The 18,572-nt window shown below is 32.9% G+C and carries 5 protein-coding genes; all 5 read right to left on the bottom strand.

Annotation, left to right across the window (positions count from 1 at the left end):
• Positions 1–9: 9 nt before the first annotated feature.
• Genes ABHQ57_RS06655 through ABHQ57_RS06635 form a run of 5 tightly spaced genes read right to left on the bottom strand, consistent with a single transcriptional unit; the run spans position 10 to position 18,567 of the window.
• On the bottom strand, positions 10–4,980 hold the full coding sequence (locus ABHQ57_RS06655) for a hypothetical protein (RefSeq protein ID WP_167713445.1): 4,971 nt from the start codon (positions 4,978–4,980) through the stop codon (positions 10–12).
• Position 4,981: 1 nt separating this feature from the next.
• Positions 4,982–6,346, bottom strand: coding sequence for a PKD domain-containing protein (locus ABHQ57_RS06650; RefSeq protein WP_167713444.1), 1,365 nt, complete (start codon positions 6,344–6,346; stop codon positions 4,982–4,984).
• 3 nt (positions 6,347–6,349) lie between these two features.
• Positions 6,350–11,611, bottom strand: coding sequence for a T9SS type A sorting domain-containing protein (locus ABHQ57_RS06645; protein WP_389862883.1), 5,262 nt, complete (start codon positions 11,609–11,611; stop codon positions 6,350–6,352).
• A gap of 3 nt (positions 11,612–11,614) precedes the next feature.
• Positions 11,615–13,720 (bottom strand): fibronectin type III domain-containing protein, encoded by a 2,106-nt coding sequence (locus ABHQ57_RS06640; protein ID WP_167713441.1) that lies wholly within the window; start codon positions 13,718–13,720, stop codon positions 11,615–11,617.
• Between the two features lie 44 nt (positions 13,721–13,764).
• On the bottom strand, positions 13,765–18,567 hold the full coding sequence (locus ABHQ57_RS06635) for a hypothetical protein (RefSeq protein ID WP_231128386.1): 4,803 nt from the start codon (positions 18,565–18,567) through the stop codon (positions 13,765–13,767).
• Between the last annotated feature and the right edge of the window lie 5 nt (positions 18,568–18,572).

Genomic DNA, 18,572 nt, shown 5'->3' with positions numbered 1-18,572 from the left:
ATATTTATTTTACTTATTAAAAATAGGTATATAATCAAAAAAATCTTTTAAACTAACATCTATATCATCAATACTTCCATTAGTTATTGTATTTCCTCCACTGTGATCAAGACCTCCTTCACGAAAATTATGAACTTCTGAAGGAACAGGAAACAAGTCTCTCCCATTTTCATGATGGTGCCAAGTTTGTGTAACCCAATTTCCATCATTGTCTAATAAATCTATCTTTTCGTATGACGTTTTACCCCCTCTTGTTTTAGAACGCCTCACTCTACCTTCAGGAAAATGTTGCAGTGCCCAGTTAGAAGCTTCACGTAGATCTTTTGGAACATTTTTATGATTCCACTGATTTGGGTAACTCTGCATAAAATCTTTACCATCAGGTGTAGTAATTCTAGTTGTTACCTTGTCGAACTCAGGGAAACCATATTTATTATATTTTACACTAATTACTTTTCCGTTAAGGGTTACATCTATTTTAAAAGGAGGAGGACCTGGTGCTTTTGGAGGAAGTTTTAAATTTTTATAAATCTCTTTTAATCTTCTAGTTTCGATATCCGACAAACCTTGAATCTTTTTAAGGATTTCCGGATTCTGTCTTACCCACATTTTTGTGTCAGGTAAATCTGAAAATGATTTCCAACTATCAATTAAATCTATATTTTCGACAAAGTCTTTTAAATTTTCAGGAAACTGAGTTAAGTCATCTATAAATTTATTTTTTAAATCTCCTAAACCTTCTATTTTTTTCAAGAAAGCTTCTCTAACTTCTTTACTAACACTTCCTAAAAGATTGTCTAAATCTAGTTTATTTATTGCAGCAATTAAATCATCTGTAATTTTAGGAAGTTCTTTAACAAAATATGCTCCAGCAATTACTGTTTTTACTGTGGTAACTACTCCTCGTGAACCTAAATGACTTTTTTCTCCTTTATCAGTATCAGGATCCTTAATTTTTTTCCATTCTGCTGTACTATTACCTGAAACAGCCGCCGACAATACATCTATAAAAATTGGTATTATCGTTTTCTTATTTTCTTGTACTTTAGTTTTTAGTTGTACAAAGCCATCATACGCTTCTTTTCTTGTTTTTTTGTCAGTAGCTAAGTCATAAACCATTACACACATACTGGTAATATCTGTAACAGCTGTTACTCCCGCTTCTACTGTACCAGTTACCAAACCTGGAGCGTGTATTGTAGTTTTTTCTTTTTCCTTTTCTAAGTAAACATTTTTTTCTACTTCAGCCTTTTTTAACAAGGTTGTTACAATTCCTATTCCTTCTGAAGTAATCTTTACAAATGACGATTCATTATCTATATTCAATTGATCTCCGTCAGCAAAGGTGCTACCGTCATTTAAATTCTTTCCTAATTGTTGAGGTGTAACCTTAGCATTCCTTACTGTATATTCAGTAAAAAAAGTATTACTTTTTTCTTTTATATGATTTGCTAAGTCTATTAAACTTGCCTCTTTACCAGAAGCTAGTGGTAAGTCTTTCTTAAACCCAAAAGCCTTTAATTCTAGAAGGTTTTTACTATTAATAGTAAAACGCATTTTTACTTCATCGTTCCCTTCCCATTCTCCTTTGGTTATCTGTTCATCAGTTAATTCATTTTGTACTACAATTGCTTCTCCATCTGTATTTAATTGATATACTTTTCCGTTTTGTGCAAATTGTACTCCTTGTTTTGTTCTTACTTGCTTTTGCAAGTTTTTTAGTAAATCGGTTATTTCGGCTATACTTTGCTGGCTATCATCTTCAATACACAAACTAACAGCTTGGTATAAATTCTTTAAGTAACTTTCTGAAAAATTAAAATCAGTAGTACTTTGTACAGAAGTACAAAAATCTAAATCTCTACCTTGTGAAGAACAATTAATTTCTTCTTGATACTCTATATCTATCAGCCAAAGTCCTTCTGAAATATCTTTATTATGAGGTGTTTTTATATAACTATCTTCACCTCCTAATTTTGCACCACTTTGATAATATAAAATAACACACTGTTTATCTTTTCCATCCGCAATAAGTTGATAACCTGTTAAGTTACCTTCTTCATTTTCTTTTAAGCCTATTTTAACATATTCTTGTAGACTAGAAGATAATTTTGTTTGGTCAATTCTTAGGTATGGACTATCAAACTTTTCTTTAATAGGACTCTCTTTACATTCTTTACAATGCTTTATAGCAAAATGCTTATATCCTGAATTTTTACTCAAGTTTTGTAGCATTTGAGTAATAGGGTCTTCTTCAAATGATTGCTCTCCTTCTCCATCCTTATCAAAAATTCCTATACGTAATTTAGGATTGTGTATGGCTTGCCAGTGTACAAAAGGAAGTTTTGTTCCGTCTTTATAGTCAAGTAACCAATTGGTAGCTTTTTGTGCATATTGATAACTCTGTGAAGAGAACGGGTGCTTTAATTGGAAGGCTCCATGTCCTAACTCGTGAGCAGCAGTTAATGCAACACATTCAGCAGTTGAACAGTTGGTAGTATACACATACCCAAACTGCCTACCTAAAGGCATTAAACCTTTTTCGCTAGTAGAAGAAGGTATTTTGTCTGTTACAATCAAATAGTAAGCATCCTGTTGGTATTGTGAGTGTTGTTTTAGTTTATTATTTATTTGACGTTGTTGTTCGGTATATTGTGCTGCAAAACCACTCTCTCCACTTTGTATGATTCCATCAGGAGCTAAGGTTTCTAAATCGTTTTTAAAATCGTTAATTTCAGTAATGGTAAGGTTTACCATTGCTTGTTGATATATGTTTTGTAACAATTCTTTTATTGTACGTATAGTAGTATTAGAGGTATTTACTACTACTACTTTTACGTTTTTAGGAGTTGCTTGGTATTGTATAAAAGCACCTGCAACCTCATATTTAGTTCCTTGTTTTACTAAGGCCTGTGTTTCTATTTCAGCATCGTCAAAAACACCTTTTAATTGTAAGGTATAAGAAGTAGCTGTGCTATCTATTTTTGTAATAGCTACTCCGTCTTTTGTTTTAAAAACAATATCTTGAGGTTTAATCTTACTGTCTGTAATAGCTAAATTCGCTACAATAGTTTCTGTATCATTTTTTGCAACAGCTTTGTAGGGTACATAATAATTGTTATCTAATTTTTTATATAAATCTTTCGTAGCACTATAGTTACTTTCGTAGCTATCAAACCCATATTTACTATTGGATGCCTTTTTAAAGGTTACTATTACTCCTTTGGCTGATATCGCAGTAGCTTGACCATTGTTATTAACACCATTGGTGTTTTCTGGATTGCTAGCTCCTCCTTCCGCTTGTGTTCCTTGTGGAGTTACATTACCTTCTTCATCAACCGCCCAAACTTGTCCGTTACTATCAGTTATTACAATATCTTCACCTCCCGGTAGCTCTACTACTTCTCCGTTTTCTCCTATAACTAATATATCTCCATTCGGATCTATCTGGACATCTGAAACTGGAAAATCTACCTCAGTTGATTCTGAATTTCCAGTTCCACCTTGCGTCCAGTCATTGGTATCTTCTACATCTCCCCAAGTTGGGTCGTAAGTCGTTTTTACCACACCTTCTATCAATTGATAGTCGGTATTAATACTTATAGCATCAAAGGTTACCGCTATTTTAGTGTCTCCCAAATAAGGAACTACAATGTATCCTACTCCTGTAAAGGTTCCGTTTCCTCCTTGTATCTGTTTCACAGTTACAGGGAAATCACCTGCTGTAAAGGTTTCATTGATTCCTATATTTTTTAGAGGATCGTTATTATCAATTTGTATTTCTGGAATAATTCCGCAGTTATAGCTACTCCCCATTTCATCTTTAGCAGGCATGGTAAACTGACTCATATGACTGTACGAATAGTTTTGGTCAAAATCTGTCAGTTCATTACAAGTACCTCCTACTCGAAACATATACGTTTTTCCTTCTCGTAAATTACTTATTTGTGCTTGTGTGTTATAAGTATATACTTCAAACCATTCAGCATCGGGTATATCTGCTCTTTTATATTGTACATGGTATTTTTTATGGTCTGGGTGCCCTTGCCAAGTAAGTTTAATACGATCTTTGGCTACTACTTCTGACAATACAAAAGTTGGTGGGTAACAGGCATTAGTGTAGGTAAAGTAATAAATTTCACTATAACCATCATTTTTAAAAATGGAATTTTCACTAACTCCTGTAGTAGATTTCGCTTTAATCCGCCAACCATATCTTCTATTAGGCAATAAGGTAGGTTTTCCTATATTATATAACAGCGTTGTTGTATAGGTAGTTTCTGAATAATAATTAGGTGACGCTAAAAAAGCTGCTTGCGGATCTACTTGCGTATCCCATAATTCTCGTAATTCAAACTCATAGGATACATTGGTAGCATTGGTGTGTCTTGGCGTCCATTGAAAAATAATATTCATAGGATCTTGCGCCACAATTTGATCTCCTTTATAAGGTAAATTTAAAAACGGTGGATCGTTTAGTACTAAATACACATTAGAACAACCCGCTGTAGGATGATTTAATTGTTGATTTGTATACGCATCATACACTTCCCAACAAAAAGAATACATTCCTTCTGGTAAAGGTTTGTTATACTGTTGAGGCGAAATGCCTATTAAATTATTAGGTTGAAAATAAGCCGCTAAATCGATATTTGTAAACTGCTGTAGTACTCCCCCATTCAAAATCACTTGTGAAGCTCCCGCAACAAAATCTGTTGACTGAATATCAAAACCATTCCCTTTGATATGTAGCTTTAATCGTACTTGCTTGTTATTAGCTACCACATCGGTTAATAGTAAGTTTAAACGAAACTTAACATCGCTTGCCGTTGCATAATCACTTAATTTTGTTGAATATGGTGGAATAATAGTTTGTGTTACTTGTACTGGATAACGTTGCGCATATACTCCTACAACTAGCAATAAGCAATAAAAAAACAATGATTGTTTTAATCTATATTTTAATTTCGATACATTCATTCTAAGGCAATTTTTGAACTTTAATATCACAAAGGATGTATGAATTACTTCCGTTATCTACAAACTCCTTTATTTTTATAGCTCCTTTTCTTCCATCAACAGTTTGAAACAGTACAATTCTTGGTTTCATAGTATTATCAAAATGTAATAATCCGTTTGGAGTTTCCGTAATTGTTATAGTTTGTAAAGGAGTGTCATTGTTCATTGCATCAAATTGAGCAACACTAAAACTTACCCCACAGCTACAACTTTCTTGAGAGTTAATTAATTTAGTTTGTTGTGCATTAGGTATTGATACAAAACCATTGGAACCTGCTTCAGTTGGTGACAGAAATTTATTATAAGTAAAACCATTACTAAGTCCCAGAAAAACGAGATCTATTTTATATCCATTTTCTGTAGTAACTTCATTTGCAGTAAATGTTTTCCTTAATTCTGTTGAAAAAAAGGCTCCCACATTATTGTTACTATGAGCAGAGTTGATTCCTAACTTAACATCTGTAAATGTTCTTAAATTAGTATTTGGTTTTACCTGTATAGTTTTTGTTGTTATCTTTTCTGTCTTCCCATTAGAAGCAATCAACTTGATTGTATATGTCCCTATATTTTGAAAAGTAACCTCTGGATTCTCTTCTATACTTTTACTAGGTGCTCCTCCTTCAAAAGTCCATTGATAACTTATAGCATCGGTTGTTTTATTTTGTAAGGTAATAGTTACTGGAGCTTGATAATCATCATCAAAAAAATCGACTTCCCAATCAAAGTCTATATCTATATCAGGTAAAACTGTTATGATTTCTTCTTTGGTTATTGTTTCAAAACCGTTTGACACCGCAACTTGTATACGGTGTTTTCCTGGTTCTTCAAATACTATATTTGTAGGGTTTTTATCTGTTGACTTTGCTGGTTTTCCTCCTTCAAAAGTCCATTGATAGGTTAAGTTTTCTCCAACTGTATTATTTGTTAATTTAACTTCTACCGGTGGGTAATTACTTTTAATTGTTTCTGTTGAGAACTGTATGTCTATTCCTTCTACAACTGTAATCTCTTTTGTTAAGGTCTCTTCCAAACCATCAACATTGGAGACTTTTAATGTTATTGTATATGTTCCTGCTTTCGTATATTCAATACCTCCTGGATTTTTATCTGTTGATGAAGTAACTGTGGCTCCTTCAAAAGTCCATTCGTAAGTATCTGCCCCTTCTGTTTTGTTTCGAATACTTATTTGTACAGGTACAGATTCATCATCATTAACAAAAGAAGTTTCAAAATCCGCTTTTATAAACATTGGGGTCTCTTTATAACATGCAGTCATCACAAAAATTACTGCTAGTAAAATATATGTATAGTTATAAGTTTTCTTCATTTTTTAATCTACAATCATTCTTTTTACCTGTGTTTGCTTTGCTGTTTCTAGCACTACTACATACATTCCTGAAGCTAAATTCACTGTAAACGGAATACTATATTCTTCTAATGTCTCATTGGGTATATGTTTTGTTATAAATTGCCCTTGTGCGTTAAAAATACGAAGAGAAACAGGGGTTACTTCTACTAAATCTATACTAACCTCAAAGCTTCCTTTATTTGGATTTGGAGAAATACTAAACGCCTCAATAAATGGGGTTTCTGTATCTCCTGGGTCGACTAATCCACTTTCTTCTTCAACTACTACTTTTTTGTATACTTCTTGTACACAGTCACCAACTTTTGTTAATAATCCAACTTCGTAGGTTCCTGCTTTAGAAAAGCTAAGAACTACTGTATTTTCTTTCTCTTCTACTAATTCAGCTTCCTTGGGCAACACCCATTCAAAAGATTCAGGGGCAGGGTTACTTGTGTGGAATACAACTACTTCTTCATTAATATATGCTTGGGACGATAGTAAAAACTCAGCGTTTATTTCTTGGTTCCTGTAATTAATTGTTATAGTGTCAGTAGCTACACAACCTAATGAAGATGTTGCTGTTACAGTATATATCCCTCCTTCTGTTATAGTTATTGATGCTTCTTTTGAGCTAAACCCACTACTTGATATCCAATTGTATGTTGCATTTTCATCATCAATACTAGCATATAAAACATAGGTTTGATCTATACACAAGGTTTTGTCACTTCCCAAGTCTATAATTAATTTTTCAGGGTTTTCTAATTTTACTTCTGTAAAAGCTTTACATCCATTAGCATCTATTAATGAAAACTTATAAGTTCCTTCTACTAAATTCAGTAAGCTTGTAGCTTTTTCTCCTGTTTCCCATTTATAAGTATAAGGTGCTTCTCCTCCTGAAATATCTAAAGAAATGGCTCCATCATTTGCACCATAACAAGTAGGATTCTTTTTATTTACTTCAATCTTTAACCCTCCTGGTTGTCCGATTGTAATATTCCCTGTTGCTTCGCACCCTCTAGCATCTGTAACAAACACCAAATGGTTCCCTGCTATTAAGTTTTCTGCCATGTTAGTGGTTGCTCCATTAGACCACTGGATATTATAAGGAGGTATTCCTCCTGAAATAGCTACAGTTGCAGTTCCATCATTTCCTGTATCACAAGAAATTTCAGTGGCAGATAACGATAATGTAAGTAATTCTGGCTCCTCAAAGTTAAACAATACATCAGTTGGGTTGATTAATTGTAAACTTTCATAAATACCTATTACAACACCCCTACTATCTTCTACATTTAAAGCATATTCCCCTGTCGATAAATCAGTGGCTATTGGGTTGTTTTGATTCAAATCCTCATATATTCCATTACTGTTTTTCTTTTTCCAATAATATATATACGATTGCCCTGTACTAAAAGGTAACCCTCCAGTTACGCTCGCCTTTAAAGCACCATCCGCATAAGGATTATTAAATGTATTATTCTGATTACATGAAATTGGCTTTTCAATGCTAATAGTAGCTTCTATAGGATCGTATAAAATAAACTCTTCTTCTATATGGGTACACCCTTGTTTTGTAGTAGCTGAAACATAATTTGCATCTTCAATCGTTAAATGATAAATCCCCTTCGGTATGTTATTCATTTTTATTTGAAATTTACCGTTTACAATACTTGTTTCAGTTTGTCCATTCAATATTGTTCCCTTTTCATCCTGCCAATAATAAGTATAACTATCGTCAGCAAAAGAAGTTCCTCCTTCTATTTCGGCTTGTATCCAACCATCAGATGCTCCTCCAGTAGAAGGTGTAGCAAAAGAAGTATAATTTATACTTATAGGTTTTTTTGGTTGGTTTATTAAAATACTTCCCGTTACTTGACAGCCTCTTGCATCTGTAACCGTAACGCTATACTCTCCTTTTGTTAGGGAATTTATTTGTGCTACTTTGTTTCCTCTTTCCCACTCGATGTTATATGGAGGTATTCCTCCTTTAATAATTGCTTTTGCCCAACCATCACTACCTTCGTAACAATACACATCTTGCTTTTCAAAAGTTAATTCCAGCAATGGTGGTTCTTCAAAATTATAAATTACATCTGTTGGGGTTTCTAATACATTGTTTTTATATACACCTAAAATAATACCATTAGCATCTTCTATATTTACTGCATAATTTCCTGCGTCTAATCCACTTGCTATATTTGAGGTTTGTGTAGTCAATATTGTCCAAACCCCTGGACTTGTTTCTTTTTTCCAAGTATAGTAATAAGGTAAACCATTATTTTCATTGGGTTGTAGTTTTATCCCTCCTTCAGCTATTATTTCTAAAACACCATCAGAAAAAGGATCTCCGTAACTATTACTACTATTACATGAAATTGGTTTTCTTAATTCAATACTTGCTTTTAACGGTTCGGGGTCATCAATATAATATTCACTTTCAATTACAGTACACCCCTTTTTATCAATTGCCAAAGGGTAGTTTTTATCTTGAATTGTTAGCTTATATGTTCCCTCTCCTATACTATTTAAGGTTAATTCATAACTCCCCGTATTAGAACTTGAAGTTACCTGAGTATTTAAATTATTTCCATTCGCATCTTGCCATTTATATGTATAAGAACCATCGTTTAAAGGAGTCCCTCCTGTTATTGTAGCTTTAATCCACCCATTTGTAGCACCAGCGAATGTTGGTTCAAAAAAGTTATAATTTATATTAATAGGATTCTGAGGTTCTTCAATTGTTATTGTTTCTTGAGCTTGACATCCTTTTTCGTCGGTTACCTCAATAGTATAATTACCAGCTACTAAGTTTGATATATCTTCTGTAGTTTCTCCTGTACTCCAAGAGATGGTGTAGTTCCCCGTTCCTCCTGTTATTGTAGTGTTTATAGCTCCATCTGTCCCTTGATGACAAAATACATCTTGTTTAGTGTATGTTATTTTTAATAATTCTGGCTGTTGTAGCTCGTATTCTTTATCTGTTGGAGTCACTAATGTATTATTGTTATAACTTCCTATAATTATTCCATTAGCATCTTCAATATTAACTGCATATTCTCCTGCTCCTCTATTTTCAAGTACATTTCCTGTTTCTCCAGGTATGATTTGATAAACACCAGACGCATCTTTCTTTTTCCATGTGTATTTATACTTATACTCACCTTGTATAAGTGGGCTAAAAGGAACTCCTCCTGAAGCTATAGCTGTAAGTTCTCCATCACTAGATGGATCTCCATAAGTATTACTACTATTACAAGAAATGGAATTCGTTTCTTCTATTTTTAATTTTAATTTCGGTGGTTGCTGTAAGATATATTCAGCATTAACTATCGTACATCCTTCTTTATTTGTAGCATTATTGTAATTTGCATCTGTTATAGTTAGTCTATATTTTCCTGCAATTGCATTTTCCAACGTTAGGTACCAACCATCTGCATTTACTATATCGCTAAAAGTATTCCATGTGGTACCATTTTCATGTTTCCACGTATAATTGTACTTCCCATTAGGTAATGGAGTTCCTCCTGTGATTTCGGCACGGATTCTTCCATCTGAAAACCCAAAAGCTGTTGGTTGTTCTTCATGTACAAAATTTATTTTTACAGGTGAATTGGGTTCATTAACTATTACAGGGGCTTTTTTTTCTTCTCCTAAGCCTATAATGTTTCCTGCTCCATCTCTTACGGGCACTTTAGCGATACAATTATTAGCATCTTTTATTTGAACAATATAATCTCCAGCTGATTTTCCTGTGATAACTTCTGTAGCTTCTCGTTTTACGTTTGGAAAGGTTCCTGTATAAGTTGCTAAGTTTTTAAATTCAATCCAATCACTATCTAAAACAGGACTTGTATCTCCTTCCTCTCGTAATAAATATTTATACTTTTTTCTGTCTTGCCCGCCACTAACTTTAATAGTAATGGCACCGTCACTACCTCCATGACACCATGCTTCAGTTGCAGTGACTGAGAACTCTATGGGATTGGGTTCATCTATGGCAAAATCTTTTTCATGTGTATTTCCTCCTGTATAAGTGGAAGCTCCATTAATATATCCTGTCAACTCTACACGAAAATTACCACTGGGTAGCCCTTTCCCTATTTTAGAACTAAACGTAAACGAATTATCAGTCTCTAAATCCCCTTCGCCTATGTTGGAATATGAATCAACATTTTCATAAATAGGGTTACCATCTTTATCTACATCTATTTGGTTATTTAAATCTACAATATTAATACTTAGAAGCTCATTAGGTAATATAGCTCTGTCAAAATTTATTTTTACACTACCATCTTCCTCTTCATAACAACTGATATCCATAGGTTCTACTGACATTATATGAGGTGCCCCCTTTAAATATGTAAATTGGATAACATTTGAGGTGTTATTATCATATGTATCAATCAATTCTTGTGTATAATATTTGTCATAGAATTTAGTTGCATTTTTATTTAATTGATTATAACATTTTTTCCATAGAATAAAATTTCTAGAACATCTATAGAAGATATTAGCAGCTTCAGAGTAAGCATCTCTAGCTGCTATATGACTTGCTAGCTGTGCTCCTATATCACACTTTGTTTCTGCCCAAACTGATATCGTTTTTCCAAAATCTGAATTTGTTAAAAAGTCTTCTCCTTTTAAGTTTAAAATATTTGTATTATTAAATGAGCTAGGAATCGACTTAGTAGCTCCATTCCCTACTTTATACTTCCAATTGTAATGCTCATTATTCAATGTGTTTGGCAAGTCAATTGTTAAAAAACTTGTTTCATCTAAATACAATGGAGTTCCTTTTTCTTCAATAACCGTTATTGGTCTTGAATTTATTGAAACTCTTTTAAGTTGATGCCCTAAATCATTTGCAAAACCATTAAAACAAGTATTATTTATAGAGATGGATGTGTTTATATCTCTTGGGCCACCATTACAACCAAAAGTTGTTTTCCATCTATTTATTTCATGAAAAAGCACTTCTGTTATAACATTACTTTTACTGTATTCTACTACATGGGTAAAAGAATCTCTATATCTTCTTCCACTCCATACAGTCTGTATTCTTCCATCCTTATACTTTACTTTAATACTTCGTAATCCAAAAATATCTCCACATGCTTTACGATCTATCAGTGCATATCCACTAATTGTTAACTCGTATTTAGCTTCTCCTCCAAGATTTATTTGAGAAAATATTCTACTGGTAGTTAGTATCAATAAAAAAAGAACTATAATCTTTTTCATTTTCTAAAATTTTATTTCAATAGTTTTTACTTTAGCATAGCCTCCTTTTTTTAGTGTAGCACGTATATGATATATATATATTTCGTTAGGGCTTACTTCTTTATCTATAACTGTTCTTATGTTAGCTGGTAAAATACGCCAAGTACTTGGTTGTTTTTCTTTCAGTTGCTTGTAAATAGTATACTCAGCTATTTCATCTTTATTCGCTCTCCAAAAAAGTTCTATATGATTTGTTTCTCTATTCACCACATAATCCAATCCCTTTATATATTCTTTTGGAGCTAAGTTGACCATCTCAATAGTTAAGGGAGTTGAAGGAAGCGAAGTCAATCCACTTTTATCAATCGCTTTGATATGATATCGATACCTATTATTTGTTTCTAATTGAGTATCTATATATTGATGTATTGTATCATAAGTACTAAATACAGTTTCTAACTCCTTCTTTTCGGTAAGATTCTCTCGTAACAAAATATGTGTTGCATTTTCTTCTGAAGAAGGTATCCATTCTATTATGATTTTTCCTTCTTTTATTTTATATCCTGAAAAAACAGGAGCAGTTGGAGGAATTACATCTGGTTTTTCTAATACCAACACTTCTGATTTTTCGGAATGATTGTGACGCTTATCAACAGCTACTATACTATAAAATACCTCAGCATTTAAATTTTTTACTGTTACGGTATCTATAAAACTATTTTGGCTTATAGGTGATACTGTTATTTGTGAAGGTTCTTCATCTTTTAAAAAACCTCTAAAAACTCGATATCCTAAAAAATCAGGTTCTATATTTTGTTTCCAAGTGATATGAACTACACCTAAACTATCTATTTCCCCCTTTAATTCTGTAGGTATAGCCGGAGGAATCCTATCTAAAGGTTGTATCAATTTTGAAAACGATGTTTTTTCTTGTTTTGGGTCTTTTCCTATAGCCTTAATTTTAACATAATTTGATGCTTGTAATTTGGAATACGTAAGCTTACGTTGTTGCGGAGAAATGTTATCTACAGCCACAACATATGGGCCTTTATCAACTGGAGCTATGAGTAGTTGAAATTTTTCTAACAGTGTTTCTCCCTTTTTAGGAAACTCCCAAGTAATTATTGCTTCATTGGTGTTTTTGGTAAGTTCTACATCGTAAACTCTTGGTGTATAAGGTAAAATAGGTTTTCCTACTCCTGAAATTATTGTAGAATACAACCCTTTTTCTCCAAATGGAGAGATTCCGTTAACTCTATAATAATACGTCTTCGTATTGTTCGCTAAGGAATCAATATAAAACATACGTTTAGCTGGGGCTTCAGGTTTATCGTTCAAATTGACCAAAGGCTCTTTGCTTAACGATGTAAAGTTTATACCATCCTCTGAACGTTCTAAATTATAAGAAGTATATATTGTTTTAAACAATTGATACTCCCATGTTAGAATTACATTTTTATCTCCAAAAATCCCTTGAAAATCTATCGGAGCCGGTAATGGCTCGTATTCTTTAATACTAGCTATGGTAGCAGTTCCTTTTATTTTAACAGTTTCTGAAGTATTCTCTATAATTGTAGGTTTAATTTTATACACATACTTTTCATGGAGTTTTACATCTGTATCTTCAAAACCCCATCCTGCTTTTTTTGCTGCTTCAAAACTCATATCAGCCGCTAATAAAGAGAATGAAAAACGTTGTTCATTCTCATTCACTAGATTATAAATATCTGCTAGTTGCCCTTCGCTTCCTCCTTCTATAAAAAAACTTTCACCAAATAATGCTTGTGCAATAATAGCTGCATTGTTATCTTTCTCTACAATTTCTTGCCAAGTTTCAATAGGGTCTGCTTGTATCTTTTTTGCCCATACTTTTTCTAAACTTGGTAATCGTTTTCCATCACGAGAAAGCACGTATTTTTCTAATGTAAAACCACTTTTGTTTGTCTTTTTCCAAGCATTTGCTGTAGTTGCAGCCCAACGTAATAAAATTTTATCTTCTTGTACCCTAGCAAGTATTTGTATATTTGGGTCATTTATAATTTCATTTCTTTGAGCTAAAGAACTCATAGGAAGCAAAAAACTCATAGCTACGAAAAACAATATCTTACAGACAATAAACTGTTTTTTCATGTTCTTTTATCTTTTTTTAAACCTCTAATTAATATTTTAAATTACTACCTAAACTTATTAGGGTTTTTAAATTTATATATAACGCTGGTTCCTTTTATTCCACTTGGTAACGTGTAAAACAATTCAGTTTTATAATCCCCATACCTCATAAATAAGTAATTCTTATCTAAAAACTCCAATACTGGATTCCCATCATCGATAATTCCATCACTATAATCATTTACTATTTGTGATTGTATATCTATCCAATCTTGTTTGTATACATACCCTAAATTATACCTGAAAGGGAATGTCGTTTCTAACATATTTTTATTTACTTCGTACTCTGCGTTACTTATATAAGTATTTAACAATGGAAGTGCATATTTTGGAGGTGCTCCCAACTCATTTTCGTCACGTCTTTTTACTCGGTAACCTCCTAATGGATATTTTGCATACAATGGTGGATTTATATCTTTTTCAAAATAATCGTCTTGTAAAGTTGCTTCTATATTTACTAAAGGAACATTATCTGTGTAGCTTGTTCCTAACAGTTCTACTATATCAAACGGCTCATGATTCTCTATTCTATTGCTTAAATAAATAACATCTGAATAAATTTTACCCCAATTATAATTGGTTGTTTTTATTGAGTTTATTTTATTTCTAAAGGTTTTATATTTTGAAGTACTAAAATCGTAAGCTAACCTTTCTATTTCTCCATCTTTAGAAATATTCTCCGCTTTATTTTGCTGTACCTTCACAGAGTTATCTTCACTATCATTTCCTAAATCCACATTTTGATAAGTACTGTTATCATTACTTACATTATTCTTTGTTTTTGGTTTACTTACAATACTTAAATGATAATTAGATGATTGCACTACATTAGGTAAATCATACACAAGTACATTATCTGATGTATTGTAATTAAACTCATATTTAGAAGGTAGCTCGCCTTCTTTTTCATAAATTAAATAACTATTCCATTGTGCATCATCGAATAGGTAATCTTGCCCTCTTTTTAGTTGAATATATCCCTTATCATATTCTTTCTCTAAAAAATATTTTTGATCTAAAACAGGGTATGCATAGGTTATATTATGTAATGGAATTACTGTTGGTGCTCCTCCTGTTACAAAAGTTCTTTCTTCTTTTTCAATAGCTTTTTTTCCATCTATCATTATTGTTTTAAAGACTCCTTTTACTTTTTCTTTAAAACTTACTTCTACCTCAACGGTTAATTCTTCATTCGGCGGTAAAATATCAGTAGAAATAAAGTTGGCTCTATCTTTATAATTAGACCACTCAATATTTCCTTCTATTTCTTTCCCTTTATGTAGTATTCTATATTTTTCAAGAATAATCTTGTATGTTTTATCTCCTTCATCTTCCGGTATTATAATAGGTTCTCCTACTTTCATACTAAAAGTAGCCTGAGGTATAGCAAATACATCTACATCTTTACCTCCATCATCTGGAGTAACGTCTGTTATTATTTTCAGTCCTCCAAGTGGTGATGCATCTTCAAATACACATTCTTCTCCTAATGTTAATTTAAACCTAAATCTCCCTTTAATCAATCCTCCTAAAACGTTAAAATGCCCTCCAACATAACCTCTCATCCATACAGGGTTTGGAGCTTTTGCTTGCAACAATACTGCTGCGCCAGCTTTTATAATCGGTATTTTTTTACTTATAAAAAATAATTTAACATGAATCCCTAACTCCCCTTGTAAGTACACATACGCCTGTCCGTTAGCATACCATCCATTAATTCCTACTTGATCTCCTGTATTTGAACATTTTGCCTCCCCATAATCTTTCAACATAATATCAAAACCAGCCCCTGCTTGAAAACGAGCATAAAAAATTAAAAAACGTAAGTCTCCTGTATCGATAGAGATATCTGCTCCAAAAGCAAATCCTCCCCCATTACTTAAACTATTTTCATCTCGCATATAATCAAGTTCATTGACATCAACTCCTAAAATTTCAGCAACTATAGGTGGAGGTGGTGGTGACCCCGGTAGTTTAGATCCTACCATAAAATACCCTCCTGATTCTACACTTACAGGACCAACACCTATACGCAACCCTAAACGATCTTCTGGTGTACCTATATATATATACCAATCTTCTGGTGAAAAGTGCAACACCGCCCAACCTGCTCTACCTCCTGTTCCTCTACCTTCAACAAAACCACCAGCTACATTTACATAAGCATCTAACTCACCGTGAAGCACATCATTTTGAAAGTCATAGGTAATTCCAACTTTGGCACTAATAGCCATCTTACCTGTTGGTGTTTGTGGAAAATCTCCAGAAGCTTTATTTAAGAGGTTTCTTCCTGTCCAAGAATCATCTATATTCTCTTTAGTTACCCCTAAAAATTTTTCTTTGGCTACAGTATTTTCCTTCAGTTTTGACATTAACTCACTTACTTTTCCCATTCCTGGAATTTCCACCCCCATAAGTGTTGCTTGCCCATAAAAGCCTAAAAAGTCAACACCTCCTTTACTGTTAAAAACTATTTCGAATCCCGCTCCTCCTTTTACTAATTCTTTCTTAACAGCATTAAACATTACCATAGCTTTAACTCCTAACCCAACCTTACTATCTGGAACATAGCCTATACCTGAAGGTGAAAAAGAAGATGAAAAATCTGTACGCTTCATTCGATAAGAAGCCCCCCCCGAAAAACCTTCTAAATTCAATATTCCTGACCCTGTTCCTGGAGGTAAATTATCCACCATAGCTTCAAATTGCCAATACCTAAAAGTAGTTTTCCCGAAAACCCCTTTAGCTTCTACCTTAATTCCATTTCCTGACTTAAACTCAGCCTTCAAATTAGCTGCAAAACCGTTACCATACTCTGGATCGTCATTCATTAATGTTAAGTTTCCCTCCATAGAAAAACCTCCTAAGTCAGCTTTTAAGGCTATAGCATTAAGCTCTATTTCCTGAAACTTCCACTTTTGCCTGTAGTTTTCTTCCTCATAAGCTCCTATAATACCTAAACTAGTTTTTGCCGCAAAACCATTATTTTCTCCCATTAGGTTAATCCCTAAGTCAAAATATAAATTTGCATTCGTTTTATTTGCTGTAATCCCTATATTTTCTATAGAAACTGGAAATCCAGCTAGAGCTACCTTATCACGATACCCCATATAATCAACCGAAAAAACTGGACTTTCAGTCTGTAAAACTAAGTTTTGAAAAACAATTCCTTTAAATTCAACTAATTTCTTTTTACCTGAATTATCTACTAGCGAATCTCCTTCGTTTTCTAAACTTTTTACTTGATTTGCACTAATTGCCAAACGACCATGTAACGTTGCTTTAGGTTTGAATTTACCTTCCTTAACTTTTAATTCAATAGCACTATTAGGCAATAGTTCTCCTTTAGCTTTCCATATATTAAAATCAATAATAGAATCATTACGTACATTCAACAAATATTCTTCTTCTGAGATAATACCTGTATATCTTAAACCTAGTTTTTCATTTTTCTTTTCAGATTTTGAAATAGGTAACTGAATACGTCCATCAAAAGATGCCCCAATTAATTTATTTGCTGCTAATGACACTTCTATTTTATCTAAAGAATATGCCCAAGCTTTTTCTTTATTGGTTCTCCCTTCATTTAATGGAAAAATGTTTTCTGCATAAAAAGAACCTGAAACTCCATGACCGTCAATTAATAAGTTATGAGCTCCGAAAGCTATTCTCTTACCTCCTTTAGAAATAGTTTTTGAAGTTTTAAACTCTTTAGGTAGTTTTACATCTAACGTGTTTACATAAACTCCTCTCCAAATATTTTGATTTGGTAGTAATAATCCGTTTTTATGATAATGTTCGGGGAATTTAACACTAGGAGAGTTTCGTAGGTCACTAAAATCTAGAACAGCTTCATTTAAATAGAATTGAAAATTACCATCATAATCTTTTTTATTTCTCTTTTTAGCTAAAACAAAAGGTTGTAGACTTATTCCGACCAATAAATCGTTCCAATCTGAAGCAATAGCTTTAAAAGCTCCTTTTACACGATAAGGTACTTGGAGCGTTTGCGTTCCGTTTTCTGTTTCTACTTTATAAGGAACTTTTGTTTTTCCTTCATTTACTTCTCCATTTTCTTCTAAAGGTACAATCAATTCTCTTGAAAACTCAACTTCTCCTTCTATCCCTAACTCTTTAACACCATCACAATTAATGGTTACATATGTTTTATTTTGCGTTACACCTGTTCTATAATCAAACCCTCCTTTTAAAGTTAACATCCATTTGCCTCCATTAAAAGGTATATGCATATCTCCTAACAATACTAAGTTAGCATCTCCGATAATACCTCCATCATGCGATAACTTAACATTATTAGCTCCAAAAAACAGCTCTACAGGATAACCGTTTTCATTAGTTTGCGGCAAACGTACCCTTGCAAAAACAGTTAACTCTGTATAGTCTTTGTAAATGTTAGCTTGTGTTATCCCTATGGCATATTGAATATTCTCTCTAGTATGCTTAACACCAACTGGAAGTTCTTTTATATCTTCATTTGAAAAATTGTCTACCCAAGACTCATGCTTTTCAATTTGTTCAAATGAAGCTAGCGCTTTATCTCTATCATTAACTACAAGCGAAGAAGCTGGATACCATTTTTTAATATTGGGCCAAGAAAATTCTTTTGCCTTTGGTGAAGTCTCTATTTCATAAGTTTCTTTTAATAAAGAATTAGAAAAAGAGTTTATTGGCTTAACTTTTAAGCTATCTTTTATTGTTTCTTTAACAGCATTATAGCCTTCTGATGCAATCGTTATCTGAACAGTAAACAACCACAAAAGAAAGAAAATAGCAATTTTCTTTAACATAGTTT

This window comes from Tenacibaculum sp. ZH5_bin.1 (assembly GCF_042865525.1).
In the GTDB taxonomy this organism is placed as follows: domain Bacteria; phylum Bacteroidota; class Bacteroidia; order Flavobacteriales; family Flavobacteriaceae; genus Polaribacter; species Polaribacter mesophilus.
Note: the sequence above shows the minus strand (reverse complement) of the source record. Positions and strands in the feature narration are given on the sequence as shown.

Coding starts and splice junctions, on each gene's coding strand:
- ABHQ57_RS06650 (WP_167713444.1), bottom strand. CDS start 6,346: ATGAAGAAAACTTATAACTATACATATATTTTACTAGCAGTAATTTTT.
- ABHQ57_RS06640 (WP_167713441.1), bottom strand. CDS start 13,720: ATGAAAAAACAGTTTATTGTCTGTAAGATATTGTTTTTCGTAGCTATG.
- ABHQ57_RS06645 (WP_389862883.1), bottom strand. CDS start 11,611: ATGAAAAAGATTATAGTTCTTTTTTTATTGATACTAACTACCAGTAGA.
- ABHQ57_RS06635 (WP_231128386.1), bottom strand. CDS start 18,567: ATGTTAAAGAAAATTGCTATTTTCTTTCTTTTGTGGTTGTTTACTGTT.
- ABHQ57_RS06655 (WP_167713445.1), bottom strand. CDS start 4,980: ATGAATGTATCGAAATTAAAATATAGATTAAAACAATCATTGTTTTTT.